19 protein-coding genes and 1 tRNA gene are annotated in these 16,319 nt (G+C 66.4%); 10 read left to right on the top strand and 10 right to left on the bottom strand.

The genetic code is table 11. The features are described 5' to 3' along the window. Position 1: 1 nt before the first annotated feature. The 3 genes from METFAM1_RS21040 (at position 2) to METFAM1_RS0108990 (ending at position 2,201) form a co-directional block, all read left to right on the top strand. The gene (locus tag METFAM1_RS21040) at positions 2–145 is read left to right on the top strand and encodes a hypothetical protein (protein ID WP_019919278.1); all 144 of its coding nucleotides are present in this window, start codon (positions 2–4) and stop codon (positions 143–145) included. Next, positions 142–513: an adenosylmethionine decarboxylase gene (gene speD, locus METFAM1_RS0108995; protein ID WP_019919277.1), complete on the top strand. Its 372-nt coding sequence runs from the start codon at positions 142–144 to the stop codon at positions 511–513. The genes METFAM1_RS21040 and speD overlap by 4 nt, the downstream gene beginning before the upstream one ends. Positions 514–587: 74 nt before the next feature. Beyond that, positions 588–2,201 (top strand): NAD(P)/FAD-dependent oxidoreductase, encoded by a 1,614-nt coding sequence (locus METFAM1_RS0108990; RefSeq protein WP_019919276.1) that lies wholly within the window; start codon positions 588–590, stop codon positions 2,199–2,201. A gap of 6 nt (positions 2,202–2,207) precedes the next feature. On the opposite strand, the gene METFAM1_RS0108985 is transcribed toward METFAM1_RS0108990, so the two are convergent. The 4 genes from METFAM1_RS0108985 to METFAM1_RS0108970 form a co-directional block, all read right to left on the bottom strand. Beyond that, positions 2,208–3,170 (bottom strand): hydrolase, encoded by a 963-nt coding sequence (locus METFAM1_RS0108985; RefSeq protein WP_019919275.1) that lies wholly within the window; start codon positions 3,168–3,170, stop codon positions 2,208–2,210. 14 nt (positions 3,171–3,184) lie between these two features. Continuing rightward, on the bottom strand, positions 3,185–3,616 hold the full coding sequence (locus tag METFAM1_RS0108980; RefSeq protein ID WP_019919274.1) for a YybH family protein: 432 nt from the start codon (positions 3,614–3,616) through the stop codon (positions 3,185–3,187). A gap of 11 nt (positions 3,617–3,627) precedes the next feature. After that, positions 3,628–3,840, bottom strand: coding sequence for a zinc-finger domain-containing protein (locus METFAM1_RS0108975; protein WP_018228380.1), 213 nt, complete (start codon positions 3,838–3,840; stop codon positions 3,628–3,630). Positions 3,841–3,920: 80 nt separating this feature from the next. Next, entirely contained in the window at positions 3,921–4,841 is a 921-nt protein-coding gene (locus METFAM1_RS0108970) for a branched-chain amino acid transaminase (protein WP_019919273.1), read from the bottom strand. Positions 4,842–4,937: 96 nt separating this feature from the next. Here METFAM1_RS0108970 and METFAM1_RS0108965 point away from each other — a divergent pair, with 96 nt between their 5' ends. The 3 genes from METFAM1_RS0108965 to mnmA are packed head-to-tail and all read left to right on the top strand — an operon-like array spanning position 4,938 to position 7,094. Continuing rightward, positions 4,938–5,393: an NUDIX hydrolase gene (locus METFAM1_RS0108965; RefSeq protein WP_019919272.1), complete on the top strand. Its 456-nt coding sequence runs from the start codon at positions 4,938–4,940 to the stop codon at positions 5,391–5,393. After that, positions 5,393–5,947 carry a hypothetical protein gene (locus tag METFAM1_RS0108960; protein ID WP_019919271.1) on the top strand — a complete coding sequence of 185 codons (555 nt, stop codon included), beginning with the start codon at positions 5,393–5,395 and terminating at the stop codon, positions 5,945–5,947. Before METFAM1_RS0108965 ends, METFAM1_RS0108960 begins: the two co-directional genes overlap by 1 nt. Next, on the top strand, positions 5,940–7,094 hold the full coding sequence (mnmA, locus tag METFAM1_RS0108955) for a tRNA 2-thiouridine(34) synthase MnmA (protein WP_019919270.1): 1,155 nt from the start codon (positions 5,940–5,942) through the stop codon (positions 7,092–7,094). Before METFAM1_RS0108960 ends, mnmA begins: the two co-directional genes overlap by 8 nt. A 47-nt stretch (positions 7,095–7,141) precedes the next feature. On the opposite strand, the gene METFAM1_RS0108950 is transcribed toward mnmA, so the two are convergent. Then, positions 7,142–7,750: a glutathione S-transferase gene (locus tag METFAM1_RS0108950; RefSeq protein ID WP_019919269.1), complete on the bottom strand. Its 609-nt coding sequence runs from the start codon at positions 7,748–7,750 to the stop codon at positions 7,142–7,144. 149 nt (positions 7,751–7,899) lie between these two features. On the opposite strand from METFAM1_RS0108950, the gene purB reads away from it, so the two are divergent. Continuing rightward, positions 7,900–9,267, top strand: a complete 1,368-nt coding sequence (gene purB / locus METFAM1_RS0108945; RefSeq protein ID WP_019919268.1) for an adenylosuccinate lyase — start codon at positions 7,900–7,902, stop codon at positions 9,265–9,267. Between the two features lie 20 nt (positions 9,268–9,287). Continuing rightward, a complete protein-coding gene (locus METFAM1_RS0108940) occupies positions 9,288–9,608 on the top strand; it encodes a DUF2322 family protein (RefSeq protein WP_019919267.1) in 321 nt (106 codons plus the stop codon). A 67-nt stretch (positions 9,609–9,675) separates the two neighbouring features. Here the strand turns inward: METFAM1_RS0108940 and secF are convergent, their stop codons facing one another. The 5 genes from secF to queA form a co-directional block, all read right to left on the bottom strand. After that, the gene (secF, locus tag METFAM1_RS0108935) at positions 9,676–10,614 is read right to left on the bottom strand and encodes a protein translocase subunit SecF (protein WP_019919266.1); all 939 of its coding nucleotides are present in this window, start codon (positions 10,612–10,614) and stop codon (positions 9,676–9,678) included. Positions 10,615–10,641: 27 nt separating this feature from the next. Next, positions 10,642–12,492 carry a protein translocase subunit SecD gene (gene secD, locus METFAM1_RS0108930; RefSeq protein ID WP_019919265.1) on the bottom strand — a complete coding sequence of 617 codons (1,851 nt, stop codon included), beginning with the start codon at positions 12,490–12,492 and terminating at the stop codon, positions 10,642–10,644. A gap of 63 nt (positions 12,493–12,555) precedes the next feature. Further along, positions 12,556–12,882: a preprotein translocase subunit YajC gene (gene yajC / locus METFAM1_RS0108925; RefSeq protein WP_019919264.1), complete on the bottom strand. Its 327-nt coding sequence runs from the start codon at positions 12,880–12,882 to the stop codon at positions 12,556–12,558. Positions 12,883–12,984: 102 nt separating this feature from the next. Further along, complete coding sequence (tgt, locus tag METFAM1_RS0108920; protein WP_019919263.1) at positions 12,985–14,094, bottom strand: tRNA guanosine(34) transglycosylase Tgt; 1,110 nt, start codon at positions 14,092–14,094, stop codon at positions 12,985–12,987. Beyond that, on the bottom strand, positions 14,084–15,175 hold the full coding sequence (gene queA, locus METFAM1_RS0108915) for a tRNA preQ1(34) S-adenosylmethionine ribosyltransferase-isomerase QueA (protein ID WP_019919262.1): 1,092 nt from the start codon (positions 15,173–15,175) through the stop codon (positions 14,084–14,086). Before queA ends, tgt begins: the two co-directional genes overlap by 11 nt. Positions 15,176–15,236: 61 nt before the next feature. Between queA and METFAM1_RS0108910 the strand changes: the two genes are divergently transcribed. Both METFAM1_RS0108910 and METFAM1_RS0108905 read left to right on the top strand, forming a co-directional pair. Continuing rightward, a tRNA-Leu gene (locus METFAM1_RS0108910) sits at positions 15,237–15,321 on the top strand. A gap of 49 nt (positions 15,322–15,370) precedes the next feature. After that, positions 15,371–16,312, top strand: coding sequence for a bifunctional riboflavin kinase/FAD synthetase (locus METFAM1_RS0108905; protein ID WP_019919261.1), 942 nt, complete (start codon positions 15,371–15,373; stop codon positions 16,310–16,312). The last annotated feature ends 7 nt before the right edge of the window (positions 16,313–16,319 follow it).

The following is a 16,319-nucleotide window of genomic DNA, read 5'->3' as shown; positions in this document are numbered from 1 at the left end:
CATGGGGCGTCTGCTGTTCGGTCTGTATGCGATGTTCCTGCTGATCGTCAGTCTGGCGATCAATGCCGACGACGACGGCGGCCGTTCGCGCTCGTATTCGTCGGGCTCGGGCTCCGGCTCTTCGTGGGGATCGGGACATAAATGAGCACCACCCCGGTCGGCCACCACGTGCTGCTCGACCTGTATGGCGTCGAAGCGGCGTGGCTCGGAGACTGCGCACTGATCGAAGCCGTGCTGGACGATGCCGCACGGATGGCCGGCGCGCGCGTGCTCGGCACCCGCTTCCATCCATTCGGCCCGGGTCAGGGCGTGACCGGCGTGCTGCTGCTGGCCGAATCGCACATCAGCATCCACACCTGGCCGGAACACGGCTATGCGGCGGTGGATGTTTTCATGTGCGGCGACGCCGAGGCGATGACCGCTGCCACCTTGATCGGTGAACGGCTGCGCGCCGCCCGCATCGAGGTGCGCGAGTGCGCGCGCGGTCTGCGCGGTGAGCCGGGCACGGGCTGAGTGCAGTTCGTTTCCGGTCGGCTGCTTTGACCGGGTAAACTGGCGGGCTGGCTTATAGACAAGGCCCTGCCTCGATGCTCAGACTGACCGAAATCAAACTCCCTCTGGACCACCCGGAGGCGGCGTTGCGCACCGCCGTGCTGGAGCGGCTGAACATTCCCGACGCCGACCTGCTCGCCGTCCATGTATTCCGCCGTGGCTACGACGCGCGCCGTCGTTCCGCCATCCACCTGATCTACACACTGGACGTCGAGCTGCGTGACGAAGCCGCGGTGATGAAGGCGCAGAAGCCGTCGCCGCACCTGCAGCCGACGCCGGACACCGCGTATCGGTTTGTCGCTCGCGCGCCTGACGGGCTGGCGCAACGTCCTGTCGTGATCGGCATGGGGCCGTGCGGCTTCATGGCGGCGCTGGTGCTGGCGCAGATGGGTTTCCGCCCCATCGTGCTGGAGCGGGGCAAGGCGGTGCGCGAGCGCACCCAGGACACCTGGGGCCTGTGGCGCAAGCGGGTACTCGACCCGGAATCGAACGTGCAGTTCGGCGAGGGCGGGGCCGGTACTTTTTCCGACGGCAAGCTGTACAGCCAGATCAAGGATCCGAAGCACTACGGCCGCAAGGTGCTGAACGAGTTCGTCAAGGCCGGCGCGCCGGAAGAGATCCTGTATGTGAGCAAGCCGCACGTCGGCACCTTCCGGCTGGTCGGCATGGTCGAGAAGATCCGTGCCGAGATCGAGTCGCTGGGCGGCGAGATCCGCTTCCAGGCGCGGGTCGAGGACATCGTGATCGAGGATGGCGCGGTGCGTGGCGTGAAACTGGCCGACGGCACGGAAATCGCCACCGGCCACGTGGTGCTGGCCATCGGCCACAGCGCGCGCGACACCTTCCGCATGCTGCACGATCGCGGCGTGTACATCGAAGCGAAACCCTTTTCGGTCGGCTTCCGGGTCGAACATCCGCAGAGCCTGATCGACCGCGCGCGCTTCGGCGACTTCGCCGGTCATCCGGTACTGGGCGCCGCCGACTACAAGCTGGTGCATCACGCAAAGAACGGCCGCTCGGTCTACAGCTTCTGCATGTGCCCGGGCGGCACCGTGGTGGCCGCGACCTCGGAAGAGGGCCGCGTGGTGACCAATGGCATGAGCCAGTATTCGCGCAACGAGCGCAACGCGAACGCCGGCATCGTGGTCGGCATTTCGCCGGAACAGGACTACCCGGGTCATCCGCTGGCCGGCATCGACCTGCAGCGCGCGCTGGAGTCGCGGGCGTTCGAACTGGGGGGCGGCGACTACAACGCGCCCGGACAGCTGGTGGGCGATTTCGTCGCCGGTCGCCCGTCCAAGGCGCTGGGCGAGGTGGAGCCGAGCTACAAGCCGGGCGTTACGCTGGGCAGCCTGGCCAGCGCGCTGCCGGAATACGCGATCACCGCAATGCGCGAGGCCTTCCCGGCCTTCGATCGACAGATCAAAGGCTTCGGCCGGCACGACGCCGTACTGACCGGTGTCGAGACGCGCACCTCGTCACCGATACGCATCAAACGCGATCCGGTCAGCTACCAGAGCCTGAATACGCGCGGCCTCTATCCGGCGGGCGAGGGCGCGGGCTACGCCGGCGGCATCCTGTCGGCGGCCGTCGATGGCATCGAGGTGGCCGAGGCGGTCGCGCTGAGCATGGTGGCGGGCGTCGCCTGATGCGGGTCAGTCGCCGCGCTCGAAAAAGTGCAGCACGCGCTGCGGCAGCCAGTCGAGTCGCCCTTTCGGGGCGCCGCTGACATAGCCGACGTGGCCGCCCTGCGCGGTGTATTCGGGTCTGATGTCGGAGGAAAGCTGGTCGCGACCCGCCAGCGACCAGGCCGGTACCATCGGGTCGTTCAGTGCCTGCAGCAGCAGCAGCGGCGTGCGCACCGCCTTCAGCAGCGGGCGTGACGCACAGCGCGTCCAGTAGTCGTCGGCGTCGCGGAAACCGTGGATCTGCGAGGTGACTGCGTCGTCGAAGGCACGGATCGAATTGCAGGCGGCGATCGCCGCTTCATCCAGCAGGCCGGGGAAACGCTGCGCCTTGAGCAAGGCGCGCGGTTTCATCGTACGCAGGAAATACTGCGTGTAGACGCGGTTGAAGCCCTGGTCGAGCGCGCGACCGGCGGCGCCCAGATCGACCGGGGCGCAGATCGAGGCCGCGGCAGCGAGCCATGTCGATGCCGCCTGCCCTTGTTCGCCCAGCCATTTGCATAGCACGTTGCCGCCCAGCGACACGCCGACGGCGTACACCGGCCGGCCTTCATTGCGCGGTACGACACGCGGCAGCAGCCAGTCGAGCTCGGCACTGTCGCCGGAGTGGTAGGCGCGCAGCAGCCTGTTCGGTTCGCCAGAACAGCCGCGCGCATGGACCACCGCGCCGTTCCAGCCACGGGCTGCCAGCGCGTGCATCAGCGCCTTCGCGTAATGACTGCCGGAACTGCCTTCGAGTCCGTGAAACAGCAGCACCAGTGGCTGCCCGGCTTGCTGCGGCAGCCAATCGATGTCGACGAAATCGCCGTCCGGCGTGTCGAGGCGTTCGCGTACGAGCGTCGGCATGGCCTGCGGAATGAAGCGCGGCCAGATGGTCTGTGCGTGGCCGCCGGGCAGCCACGATGCCGGACGGAAGGACGGCGGGGTGGTCACGCCGGGTGCGGGAGTCAGTGAAGAATCTTCGGCGCGTCGCCGACGTCGTGCGCGGCCGGCAGCGGCGAAGCGTGGTGCAGCACCATATGCCAGCCGAGCGGCCCGCGCGCGTACACATTGGTCACCGCCAGCAGCGGCCGCGGCTGGCGCTCGCCCGCCACGGTGACCGTTTCCTGCACGCTGTGTATGGCCTGCAGCGCGCCCTGGATGACCAGCGCGTTGCCGATGCGCACGTCGGCGTGCGCAGCCGCGAAGCTGCGCCGCCAGGCTTCGCGCACAGCCTCATAGCCGCTGGCGCGCTGGCAGCCGGCGAGGATGCACACGATGTCGTCCTCGTCGGCCCACACGGCCATCATGCCTTCGATGTCGCCGCGGTTGCGCGCGTCGTAGAAGGCGGTTTCCGCCTCCTGGGCCGAGGCGAAGAAGGTCTTGCGCTGGACTTCCATCCGCGCGCCGCTCAGTGGCCGGCGATCGCCGGACCGTGATAGCTGTAGCGGGTGCCGCAGTACGGACAGGCGGCCTGCCCGGTCTTGGTCACGTCGAGGAAGACGCGCGGGTGGCGCGCCCACAGCGGTGCGCCGGGCAGCGGGCAATGCAGCGGAAGGTCGTTCGCGCTGACTTCGATTTCGCGTGCGTGGTCGCGGCTGGAATCGTTACCGGCTTGGGTCATTTCAGTGTGCTCCGGACGGAGGGAGGGCGCGCAGGCGCCCCGGAACGGGAAAGGTGCGCGGCCGTCGGCCGCGCACCGGTTCAGATCCTGGTGAGCCAGCGGTGGTACTCCGGCGCACGGCCGTTGACCACGTCGAAGAAGCGGGCCTGAATCTTCTCGGTGACCGGGCCGCGGCTGCCGGCGCCGATGATGCGGCCATCGAGTTCGCGGATCGGCGTCACTTCGGCGGCGGTGCCGGTGAAGAAGGCTTCGTCCGCGGTGTAGATGTCGTCGCGGGTCAGACGCTTCGACACCACCTGGTAACCCAGTTCGGCGGCGATCTCGATCACCGACGCGCGCGTGATGCCGACCAGCGCCGACGCGATTTCCGGTTCGTAGATCTTGTTGTCCTTGATCACGAACAGATTTTCGCCCGCACCCTCGGCGACGAAACCGTCGACGTCAAGCAGCAGCGCTTCGTCGTAGCCGTGTTCGGTCGCTTCCATATTGGCGAGGATGGAGTTGGCGTAGGTGCCGGAGTACTTGGCGCGGCACATCGACACATTGACGTGGTGGCGCGAGTAGGACGAGGTTTTCACGCGGATGCCGCGCTTCAGGCCGTCCTCACCGAGGTAGGCACCCCAGGGCCAGGCTGCGATCGACACGTGCACCGAGGCGCCGCGGGTCGAAATGCCCATCTTTTCCGAGCCGAAGAAGGCGATCGGGCGGATGTAGCAGGACTCCAGCTTGTTGGCGCGCACCACTTCGAGCTGCGCTTCCATCAGTTCTTCGCGGCTGTACGGCATCTTCATCATGTAGATGTGCGCCGAATTGAACAGCCGGTCGGTGTGTTCCTTGAGACGGAAGATGGCGGTGCCGATTTCCGTGTTGTAGGCGCGTACCCCTTCGAAGACCGCCAGACCGTAGTGCAGTGAATGCGTCAGTACGTGCGTGGTGGCCTCGCGCCAGGGCACCATCTTGCCGTCGTACCAGATAAAACCGTCGCGGTCGGCCATCGACATGGGAAACACTCCAGAGATTGCGGTAAACCAATGATTTTAGCCGAAGCCGGCCGTTCGGCGGCGGTCCTGGCGTAGCCGCCGCGTTAAAATCACCGCATGAGCGAACGTATCTGGAAACCCAACGTCACCGTGGCTGCGCTGATGGAAGACCGCGGCCGCTTCCTGATGGTGGAAGAGCACACGTCCGGCGGACTCATGCTGAACCAGCCCGCCGGCCATCTCGAAGAGGGCGAATCGCTGGTGGATGCCTGCGCACGCGAGGCCATCGAGGAAACCGCACACCCCTTCGTGCCGCGCGAACTGGTCGGCGTGTACCAGTGGCGGCGGCCGGACGGTGAGGTGACCTACCTGCGCTTTGCCTTCGCCGGCGACGCCGGTGAGCAGATCGCCGGTCGCGCGCTGGACGATGGCATCGTCCGCGCCCTCTGGATGACGCCGGCCGAAATCGAAGCCAGCCGCGCCCGGCACCGCAGTCCGCTGGTGTGGGCCTGCGTGCAGGACTGGCTGGCCGGCGTCCGCCTGCCGCTGACGGTCGTGCGGCACTTTTCCTGATGCACCGTGCCGCTTGTCTGCTGACGCTGCTGCTGAGCGTGACGGTCGCACGCGCGGATCACGCGACCGCCCTCGACGTCTGCTTCAACTACAGCTGCCTGACGACGCAGACCGTCCTGTACAGCGAGGCGCACATGCAGTCGCTGCGCAATGAACTCCTGCTGGCGGCCGATGCGGCGGAAGAGCGTCTGCGGCTGCAGGACGCCGTCGCCCGCATGTACCGCTGGGCCGGCGAACAGTCGCCCATCCACGTCGACCGCGCAGGCGATTTCCTCGACGACGGTGCTTACGGACGCATGGACTGCATCGATCATGCGCAAACCACGGAGCGCATGCTGGAAGCGCTGCAGGCGGCGGGCGCGCTGCGCTTCCACCGTGCAGCCGGCATCGAGCGGCGACGCAGCTGGCTCATCATGCAGCACTTCAGCGCGACAATTGAACAGAACGACGGTGGCGGCCGCTGGGCCGTCGACACCTGGTTTCGCGACCATGCCGAACCGGCGGTCGTGATGGATATCGAAGAATGGAAGGATGGGGGCTACCCGGATGAATGAGGCACTGGCGGGTATTGCACCCGGAAATGGCGAAACCGTCGTCGTCGGCATGTCCGGCGGCGTCGATTCGTCGGTATCGGCGCTGCTGCTGAAGCAGGCCGGCTACAAGGTGGTCGGCCTGTTCATGAAGAACTGGGAAGACGACGACACCGACGACTACTGTTCGACCCGGCAGGACCTGATCGATGCCGTATCGGCCGCCGATGTGATCGGCATGGAACTGGAGGTCGTCAACTTCTCGGCCGAGTACAAGGACCGCGTGTTCGCCAGCTTCCTGCGTGAGTACCAGGCCGGCCGCACGCCGAATCCGGACGTGCTGTGCAATGCCGAGATCAAGTTCACCGCCTTTCTCGACCACGCGATGCAGCTGGGTGCGACCCGCATCGCCACCGGCCACTACGCGCAGGTACGCGCTCAGGTTGGGGAATTCGACGGCAGCTTTCAGCTGCTGAAGGGCGAAGACGGCACCAAGGACCAGAGCTATTTCCTGCACCGGCTGAATCAGGCGCAGCTGTCGCGCACGATGTTTCCGGTCGGTCACCTGTACAAGCGCGACGTGCGCCGCATCGCCGCCGATGCCGGGTTGGCGAATGCAGCGAAGAAGGATTCGACCGGCATCTGTTTCGTCGGCGAGCGGCCGTTCCGCGAATTCCTGCAGCGCTATCTGCCGGTCACGCCGGGCGAGATCCGCGATCTGGACAGCGAACGCGTGCTCGGCCGGCACGATGGCCTGATGTATCACACGATAGGCCAGCGCAAGGGCCTGGGCATCGGCGGGCTGAAGGGCATGGCGGACGACGCGGGCGAGCACGAGGCCTGGTACTCGGCGCGCAAGGACATGGAGAAGAACGTGCTCTACGTCGTGCGCGGCCACGACCACCCGGCGCTGCTGTCGGGCAGCTTGGTGGCGAGCGATCTGTCCTGGGTGTCCGGACGCCCGCCGCACACGCACTGGGTGTATGCGGCGAAGACGCGCTACCGCCAGCCGGACGCGCCGTGCAGCATCGACGCGGTGGATGCCGCGCGCTGCGAAATCGTGTTCGCCGAGCCGCAGTGGTCGGTGACGCCGGGGCAGAGCGTCGTGGTCTATGAGAGCAAGGTGTGCCTTGGCGGCGGCATCATCACCGGGGCGACGCCAGCGGCCTGAACACAGCCTTCGAGGTCCGGCCGCGTGGTGCGTCGGACCGGCGTCGCTTACTCGTGAGGCACCGTGTCGGCCAGCGAGGGGCGCTGCATCAGTTTTTCCTGCAGGCGGGCGAGATTGGGATGGGCGGCGCGCCAGTCCAGCTCCGGCATGCGGAAATCGAGGTAACCGAGCGCGCAACCGACCGCGATATCGGCCAGCGTGATGCTGTTTCCGTGGCACCAGGCGCCGTCGCCGAGGTCTTCCGCCAGGGCGACCAGCGCGCGATCGATCTTGACGCGGTGACGTGCGATCCAGCCCGCGCTGCGTTCGTCGTCCGGGCGGCGGCGTTCAAGCACGATGGTCACCGCGGCGTCGGTCATGCCGTCGGCCAGCGCCTCCCAGCGCTTGACCAGCGCGCGTTCGCGCGCGGTCGACGGCAGCAGTTTGTTGTTCGGCGCCACACCGTCGAGGTATTCGACGATCACGCGCGAATCGAACAGGCGGGTGTCGTCATCGAGCAGCAGCACCGGAATCTTGCCCAGCGGGTTCAGATCGGGCACGCCGCTGCTGTCCACCCAGGGCGAGTCGATCACGAATTCGCACTCGATCTTCTTTTCGGCGAGCACGACGCGCGTCTTGCGCACATAGGGGCTGGTGAGGGAACCGACGAGTTTCATGGACAGCACCGTTTGACGACGCCGGAATTATAGCGTCCCGCCTCCGGCGACCGCGCCGGGCGCGCCGTGAGCACATGATAAAATTCGTGTTGCGTTGCACGACGCAGGTGCGTCGGGCAATCCCTTTCCCTTCTTTCCGCAGGTTCCTCATGAGTGCCCACACCCTTTCCGCGCTGTCGCCGCTGGACGGCCGTTACGCTGCCAAGCTCGACCCGCTGCGCGGCCATTTCAGCGAGTACGGCCTGATCCGCAACCGCGTCCGCGTCGAAATCGCCTGGCTGCGCGCGCTGGCCGCCAGTCCGCAGATCGCCGAGGTGAAGGCTTTCTCGCAGGCCACGCTGGACGAGCTGGATGCGGTCATCCGCGATTTCGGCGTCGATGACGCCGCCGCGATCAAGTCCATCGAGGCGCGCACCAATCACGACGTGAAGGCGATGGAGTACTGGCTCAAGGAACGTCTGGCGAAGAATGCCGAAGTGACCGGTGTGTCCGAATTCATCCACTTCGCCTGTACCTCGGAAGACATCAACAACGTGTCGCACGCGCTGATGCTGAACGAGGCGCGCACCGAAGTGCTGCTGCCTGCACTCGACGCCGTGATCGAGCGTCTGCGCGGCATGGCGCACGAACTGGCCGACGTTCCGATGCTGTCGCGCACGCACGGCCAGCCGGCCAGCCCGACCACGCTGGGCAAGGAAATGGCCAATATCGCTGCACGCCTGATGCGCGCCCGCGCGCGCATCGCCGCGGTCAGCCTGACGGCCAAGTTCAATGGTGCGGTCGGCAATTACAACGCCCACCTGTCAGCCTACCCGGACGTCGATTGGCCGCAGTTCAACCGTGAGTTCATCGAGTCCTTTGGCCTCGAATTCAACCCCTACACGATCCAGATCGAGCCGCACGACGCGATGGCCGAGCTGTTCGACGCGATGGGCCGCGCCAACACCATCCTGCTCGACGCGGCGCGCGACTTCTGGATGTACATCTCGCTCGGCTACTTCAAGCAGAAGCTGAAGGAAGGCGAGATCGGCAGTTCGACCATGCCGCACAAGGTGAACCCGATCGACTTCGAGAACGCCGAAGGCAATCTGGGCCTGGCCAACGCCGTGCTGCGCCACCTGTCGGAAAAGCTGCCGGTGTCGCGCATGCAGCGCGATCTGACCGACTCGACGGTGCTGCGCAATATGGGCGTGGCCTTTGGCTACAGCGTGCTGGCGCTGGATTCGCTGTCGCGCGGTCTGGGCAAGCTGCTGGCCGAACCGGCGGCACTGGCGGCCGACCTCGACGCCTGCTGGGAAGTGCTGGCCGAGCCGGTGCAGACCGTCATGCGCCGCTACGGCATCCCCAATCCTTACGAACAGCTGAAGGAACTGACCCGCGGCCGCGGCATCACGCGCGAAGGCCTGCAGGCCTTCATCGCCAAGCTCGACCTGCCCCAGGCCGAGCGCGACCGTCTGCTGGCGATGACGCCGGCGAGCTATATCGGCGACGCGGCCCGCCTGGCCCGCGCCATCTGATCGATTGTGGAGAAACGAAGATGAGTTTTGCGGAAACCCTGAAGACGCTGCCCGGCGTGTCGCACCTGTCGGCGCTGCAGCTTCTGGACGCGGCCGGTGAAGTGGTCGCCACAATCGAGAACAAGCCCGGCCAGGCCGGCTCGCTGGCGGTCTACAACCACCTCGCCCAACTGCACGGTGCGATCACGCCCGATGCGGCGAAGCAAGCGCTGGACATCTACGCCGAGCATACCGTCGATGCGCGGGCCAATCCGGGCAAGCACCCGAATATCGACCGCCTGATCGCGCTGATCGACAACGGCCAGACCCTGCGCGTGAAGCAGGTATTCGCCCAGCCCTGATCGCCGCGGGCAGACAAAAAAGAAACCCGGCCGCGGCCGGGTTTCTTTTTGGGTGCAGGGTCCGTACTCAGACCACCGCTTCCTGCTTCTGCTTGACCGGCTTGGCCAGCTGTTCGCGCTTGACGCCCAGCCACATGACCAGCGGGCTGGCGACCAGCACCGAGGAGTAGATGCCGAAGCAGATGCCGATAGTCAGCGCGACTGCGAAGTAGTGCAGCGCCTCGCCACCGAACAGCAGCATGGACAGCACCATCATCTGCGTCGAACCGTGGGTGATGATGGTGCGCGAGATCGTGCTGGTGATCGCGTGGTCCAGCACTTCCGGCACACTCATCGTGCGCTTGCGTGCATTGCGGAACACTTCGCGCACGCGGTCGAACACGACCACCGACTCGTTCACCGAATAGCCGAGTACCGCAAGCACGGCGGCCAGCACCGGCAGCGAGAATTCCCACTGGAAGGCGGCGAAGAAACCGAGAATGATGACCACGTCGTGCAGGTTGGCGATGATGGCCGACACCGCGAAGCGCCATTCGAAGCGCATCGCCAGATAGATCATGATGCCGATGATCACCAGCATCAGCGCCAGCGAGCCGTCGGCGGCCAGTTCCTTGCCGACCTGCGGGCCGACGTACTCGACGCGGCGCAATTCAGGCTTGGCGCCTTCGCCGGCCGACAGCGTGGCCATCACCTGCTGGCTCACCTTGGCCGAGTCACTGTCCTTGACCAGCGGCAGGCGGATCAGCACGTCGCGTGCGGTGCCGAAATTCTGCACCTGCGGGTCGCTGAAGCCGCTGTCGGTCAGCGACTTGCGCACCGCGTTCAGATCGGCCGCCTCGCTGTAGGCGACTTCCATCAGCGTGCCGCCGGTGAATTCCACCGACAGGTGCAGGCCGCGCGTGGCGAGGAAGAACACCGCGAGCAGGAAGGTCACCAGCGAAATGACGTTGAACACCAGCGCATGGCGCATGAAGGGGATGTCGCGCCGGATACGGAAGAATTCCATGGCTGTTCAGCTTTCCTTGTATTCGGTTCAGGCGCCTGCGCCCGGTTTCCAGACGGTGCCGATCGACAGCTTCTCGAGCTTGCGGGCACGGCCATAGACCATGTTCACCAGCGCACGCGACACCACGACGGCACTGAACATCGAGGTCAGGATGCCGAGGCAATGCACGACTGCGAAGCCGCGCACCGGGCCGGAGCCGAAGATGAGCAGCGCCAGGCCGGCGATCATGGTGGTCACGTTGGAGTCGAGAATCGTTGCCCAGGCGCGCTCGTAGCCGGCGGTGATCGCCGCCTGCGGGCTGACGCCGTTGCGCAGTTCTTCGCGGATGCGTTCGTTGATCAGCACGTTGGCGTCGATGGCCATGCCCAGCGTCAGCGCGATGGCGGCGATGCCGGGCAGCGTCAGCGTGGCCTGCAGCAGCGACAGCAGCGCGATCAGGAACAGCAGGTTGGCGGCCAGCGCGGCGGACGAAATGAAGCCGAACACCATGTAGTAGCCGATCATGAACACGGCGATCGCGAGGAAGCCCCACATCGTCGAGTTGAAGCCCTTCTCGATGTTCTCGGCGCCGAGCGAGGGGCCGATCACGCGTTCCTCGATGATGTCCATCGGTGCGGCCAGCGCACCGGAACGGATCAGGATGGCCAGCGTGTTGGTTTCCTGCGGGCTGAACTGGCCGGTGATCTGGAAGCGGTCACCGAACTCGCCCTGGATGGTGGCGACCGAAATCGCCTCGCCGCGGCCCTTTTCGAACAGCAGGATGGCCATCATCTTCTTCAGGTTTTCGCGGGTGACCGTGCGCATGATGCGGCCGCCGGTCGAATCGAGCTTCACTGCGACCGCCGGGCGGTTGGCGTCGTCGAAGGACGACTGCGCGGTTTCGAAGCGCTCGCCGGTCAGGATGACCTGCTTCTTCACCGGCACCTGGGTCACGATGCCGTTGCGCGCACGCTCCGGGTAAACCTCCAGGCCATCCATATTCCCGCTGAGCATGGCTTCCTGGTCGACCAGGCGCACTTCCAGCGTCGCGGTGCGACCGATCAGATCCTTGGCCTTGGCGACGTCCTGCACGCCGGGCAGCTGGACGACGATGCGGTCCGCCCCCTGCTGCTGGATGATGGGTTCGGCCACGCCCAGTTCGTTCACGCGCTTCTGCAGCGTCAGGATGTTCTGCTTGATCGCCGACTCGCGGATGTCCTTCTCGGCGATTTCCTTCATGCGGCCGGTCAGCACGAAGTCGGCGCCGGATTCGCTCGTCGTCCAGGCCATGTCGGGCAGCACGCTCTCGACCGTGCCGCGCGCGGCGTCGCGACCGGCGGTGTCGCGGAAGCGCAGCACGAGCGTGTCGCCTTCGCGGTTGATGCCGCCGTGGCGGATGTTCTTCTCGCGCAGCTGGGTACGCAGGTCCGAGGCCATCGAATCGACGCGCTTGGTGAGCGCGCCCTTCATGTCGACCTGCAGCAGGAAGTGCACGCCGCCGCGCAGATCGAGGCCGAGGTACATCGGCAGGGCGCCGAAGGAGCGCAGCCAGGTCGGCGATTTCGACAGCAGGTTCAGCGCCACGACGTAGCGCGCGTCGTTGGCGTCGGGGTTCAGTGCCTTTTCGAGCACGTCACGCGTCTTCAGCTGGGTGTCGGTATCGGCCAGGCGCACGCGCACGCCGCTGTTGTCCAGCGTCAGGCCGGTGTGGGCGATGGACGCCTGCTTGAGCGTGTTCTCGACCTGCGACATCAGTTCAGCGTCGATGGTGACGCCGGTGCGCGCCGTCGACACCTGCACGGCCGGGGCTTCGCCGTAGAAGTTGGGCAGCGTGTAGATCAGCCCGAGCAGCAGCGCGACGATCACCAGCGCGTTTTTCCAGAGCGGGTAGCGGTTCATTGCGAGGCGGGAATCAGGAGGGGAAATGCCGGCGGCGCTCGCCACCGGCCGGGCCGGAATGGCTTACAGCGCCTTCAGCGTGCCCTTGGGCAGCACGGTCGATACAGCCTGACGCTGCACCGCGACTTCGACGTTCGGGGCGAGTTCGACGGTGATGAAGTTGTCGCTGACCTTGACGATGCGACCGGCCACACCACCCTGGGTGACGACCTCGTCGCCCTTGGCCAGCGCTTCGACCATGGACTTATGTTCCTTGGCGCGCTTCATCTGCGGGCGGATCATCAGGAACCACAGCACGACGAACATCAGGACGATGGGCAGCAGGCCCATGATGCCGCCGGTGGGGTCGGCGGCGCCGGCAGCTTGCGCGTAGGCGGGGGAAATGAGCACGGTGGTCTCCGGTTGGACTTATTGGAAAGCTCGCGAGTATATCAGTCGAGTCCTACATGCCCGGGCAGGCAGGATTTGCTCACATATCGGCCATTGCGCGGGTCAGACGCCGCGCATGCGTTCGGCCAGGAAGGAAGCCGACCACTGCGCGTAGCGGCCGGCTTCGATCGCCTCGCGCGCCTCGCGCGTGAACTGCTGGTAGAAGTGCAGGTTGTGCAGCGTATTGAGTCTCGCGCCGAGCATTTCGTTGCAGCGGTGCAGGTGGTGTAGGTAGGCACGCGTGTAGTGCGTACAGGTGTGGCAGTCGCAGGAGGCGTCGAGCGGCGCGGTGTCGTCCTTGTAGCGCGCGTTCTTCAGCTTGATGTCGCCGTAGCGGGTGAACAGCCAGCCGTTGCGCGCGTTGCGGGTCGGCATGACGCAGTCGAACATGTCGATGCCGTAGCCGATCGCATGCACGATGTCCTCCGGCGTGCCGACACCCATCAGATAGTGCGGCGCGTCCTGCGGCAGGCGCGGCGCCGTGTGCGCGAGGATGCGCTGCATGTCCTCTTTCGGTTCGCCGACCGACAGGCCGCCGATGGCGTAGCCGTCGAAGCCGATGTCCTTCAGTCCGGCGAGTGACTCGTCGCGCAGGTCTTCATGCATGCCGCCCTGCACGATGGCGAACAGCGCATTCGCGTTGCCGAGCTTGTCGTGTTCGTCGCGCGAGCGCTGCGCCCAGCGCAGGCTGAGCCGCATCGATTCGGCCGCGGTCGCGTGATCGGCCGGGTAGGGCGTGCACTCGTCGAAAATCATCACCACGTCGGAATTCAGGTCGTGCTGGATGCGCATCGACTCTTCCGGCGTCAGCATGAGCTTGTCGCCGTTGATCGGGCTGGCGAAACGCACGCCTTCTTCGGTGATCTTGCGCAGCGCGCCGAGCGAGAACACCTGGAAACCGCCCGAGTCGGTCAGGATGGGGCGGTCCCAGCCCATGAAACGGTGCAGTCCGCCGTGCTTGCGGATGATGTCGGTGCCCGGTCGCAGCCACAGGTGGAAGGTGTTGCCGAGCACGATGCGCGCGCCCATCTCCTGCAGTTCGGCCGGGTCCATGCCCTTGACCGTGCCGTAGGTGCCGACCGGCATGAACACCGGCGTTTCCACGGTGCCGTGGGCCAGCGTGACGCGGCCGCGGCGGGCCAGACCATCGGCGGCGAGCAGTTCAAACTTCATCGGAATCCTTCATGCGCGCCGGAATGAACATGGCGTCGCCGTAGCTGAAAAAGCGGTAGCGCTGCGCCACCGCGTGCGCGTAGGCGGCGAAGATGCGGCGCCGGCCGGCCAGTGCCGACACCAGCATCAGCAGCGTCGATTTCGGCAGGTGGAAATTGGTAAGCAGGCCGTCGATCACGCGGAAGTCGTAGCCGGGCGTGATGAACAGCCGGGTATCGCCGCTGCAGGCGGTCAGCGGACCGTCGCCACAGGCGGCCGCCGCCGATTCAAGGCAGCGCAGGCTGGTGGTGCCGACGGCGATCACGCGGCGACCGGCGGCCCGGGTGTCGGCGATGGCCTGCGCGGTGTCGGCCGACAACTGGAAGCGTTCGCTGTGCATCCGGTGCTCGGCGAGTTTTTCGACGCGCACCGGCTGGAAGGTGCCGGCGCCCACGTGCAGCGTCACCCGCGCGGTGCGCACGCCGCGCGCGGCGACCGCGGCCAGCAGCGCTTCGTCGAAATGCAGGCCGGCGGTCGGTGCAGCGACCGAGCCGGTTTCGCGTGCGAACACGGTCTGGTAGCGCTCCTCGTCGGCTTCCGCCGCCGCGCGGTCGATATAGGGCGGCAGCGGCAGGCGGCCGTGGCGCTCCAGCAGGTCGAGCAGCGGTACGTCGGCCGGACCGCGCAGCACGAAAAACTCGCCCTCGCGCCCCAGCACCTCCAGGTCGAAGGCGTTCTCCATGCGCAGCCGGCTGCCCGGTTTCGGCGTCTTGCTGGCGCGTACCTGGGCCAGCGCCTCGTGCTCGCCGGTCAGCCGCTCGACCAGCACCTCGACCTGACCGCCGCTGTCCTTCTGGCCGTAAAGGCGGGCGTGCATCACGCGGGTGTCGTTGAACACCAGCAGATCGCCCGATTCGAGCCATTGCGGCAGGTCGCGGATGATGGCGTCGGTCGGCGCGTCGGCGCCAACGACCAGCAGGCGGCTGGCGCTGCGTTCGGGCAGTGGCGCCTGCGCGATCAGTTCGTCGGGCAGGTCGTAATCGAAGTCGGAAAGCGTGAGCACGGCGTCGGACGAGGCGGAGAAGCGCGAAAAACCGCGCATTGTACCGCCCGGCGACTTGCCGGACGGCGTCGGTCGCCCGCATAATCCGGCCCTCTTCCCTGCCGGGATGGCGGAATCGGTAGACGCAGCGGATTCAAAATCCGCCGCCGCAAGGTGTGTGGGTTCGAGTCCCACTCCCGGCACCACGACGTGCACAGGTATACTTGCGCGTTTTTCACGCGCATCCCTCTTTTCGTGCAGGTCTTCCGCGCAATCCCGTCCGTCGCAGACACCCCGATCGCGCTGACCATCGGCAATTTCGATGGCGTGCACCTCGGTCACCAGACATTGCTCGCGCAACTGTCGGAGAAGGCGCGCGCGCTCGGCGTACCGGCCGCGGTGATGACCTTCGAACCGCACCCGCGCGAGTTCTTCATGCACGAACGCCGGCCAACGCGGCTGACCAGCCTGCGCGAGAAGCTCGAGCTGTTCCGCCGGGCAGGCGTTGATCGCGTCTATGTGTGTCGCTTCAACGCGCGCTTCGCCGCGCTCGGCGCGCAGGCCTTCATCGACGAGCTGCTGGTGCGCGGACTGGCGGTGCGCCACCTCATCATCGGCGACGATTTCCGCTTCGGTCGCGGCCGCGAAGGCGATTTCGAACGCCTGCGCGCGGCCGGCGAACAGCATGGCTTCTCGGTGGCGAGCATGGACACGGTCGAGATCGGTGGCGAGCGCGCCTCCAGTTCCGCCGTGCGCGAAGCGCTGGAGCAGGGCGATCTGGCGCGCGCGGAACGCCTGCTCGGCCGCCCCTACGCGATCAGCGGTCGCGTCGAGCACGGGCAGAAGATCGGTCGCCAGCTCGGTTTCCCGACCGCCAACATCCAGCTCAAGCACCGCTCGCTGCCGCTGTCCGGCATCTATGCGGCGACGGTCACCGGCGGCGGGCTGGTGAATGCGCCGGGCGCAGCCAGCGTAGGCGTGCGCCCGACGATTGCCGACGGGCTGCGCCCGACCTGCGAGGTTTATGTGCTGGACCGCGAGGTCGACCTCTACGACCAGCACGTGTCTGTGCGCTTCTGTCACAAGCTGCGCGATGAAGCGCGCTACGAAGGCCTGGATGCGCTGCGCGCAGCGATCGCGCAGGACGTGGCGAACACCCGCGCGTGGTTCGCCCAGAACCCGATTTCCGAAGACTGAACCTGGC

The organism is Methyloversatilis discipulorum, from assembly GCF_000527135.1.
Lineage (GTDB): Bacteria > Pseudomonadota > Gammaproteobacteria > Burkholderiales > Rhodocyclaceae > Methyloversatilis > Methyloversatilis discipulorum.
Note: the sequence above shows the minus strand (reverse complement) of the source record. Positions and strands in the feature narration are given on the sequence as shown.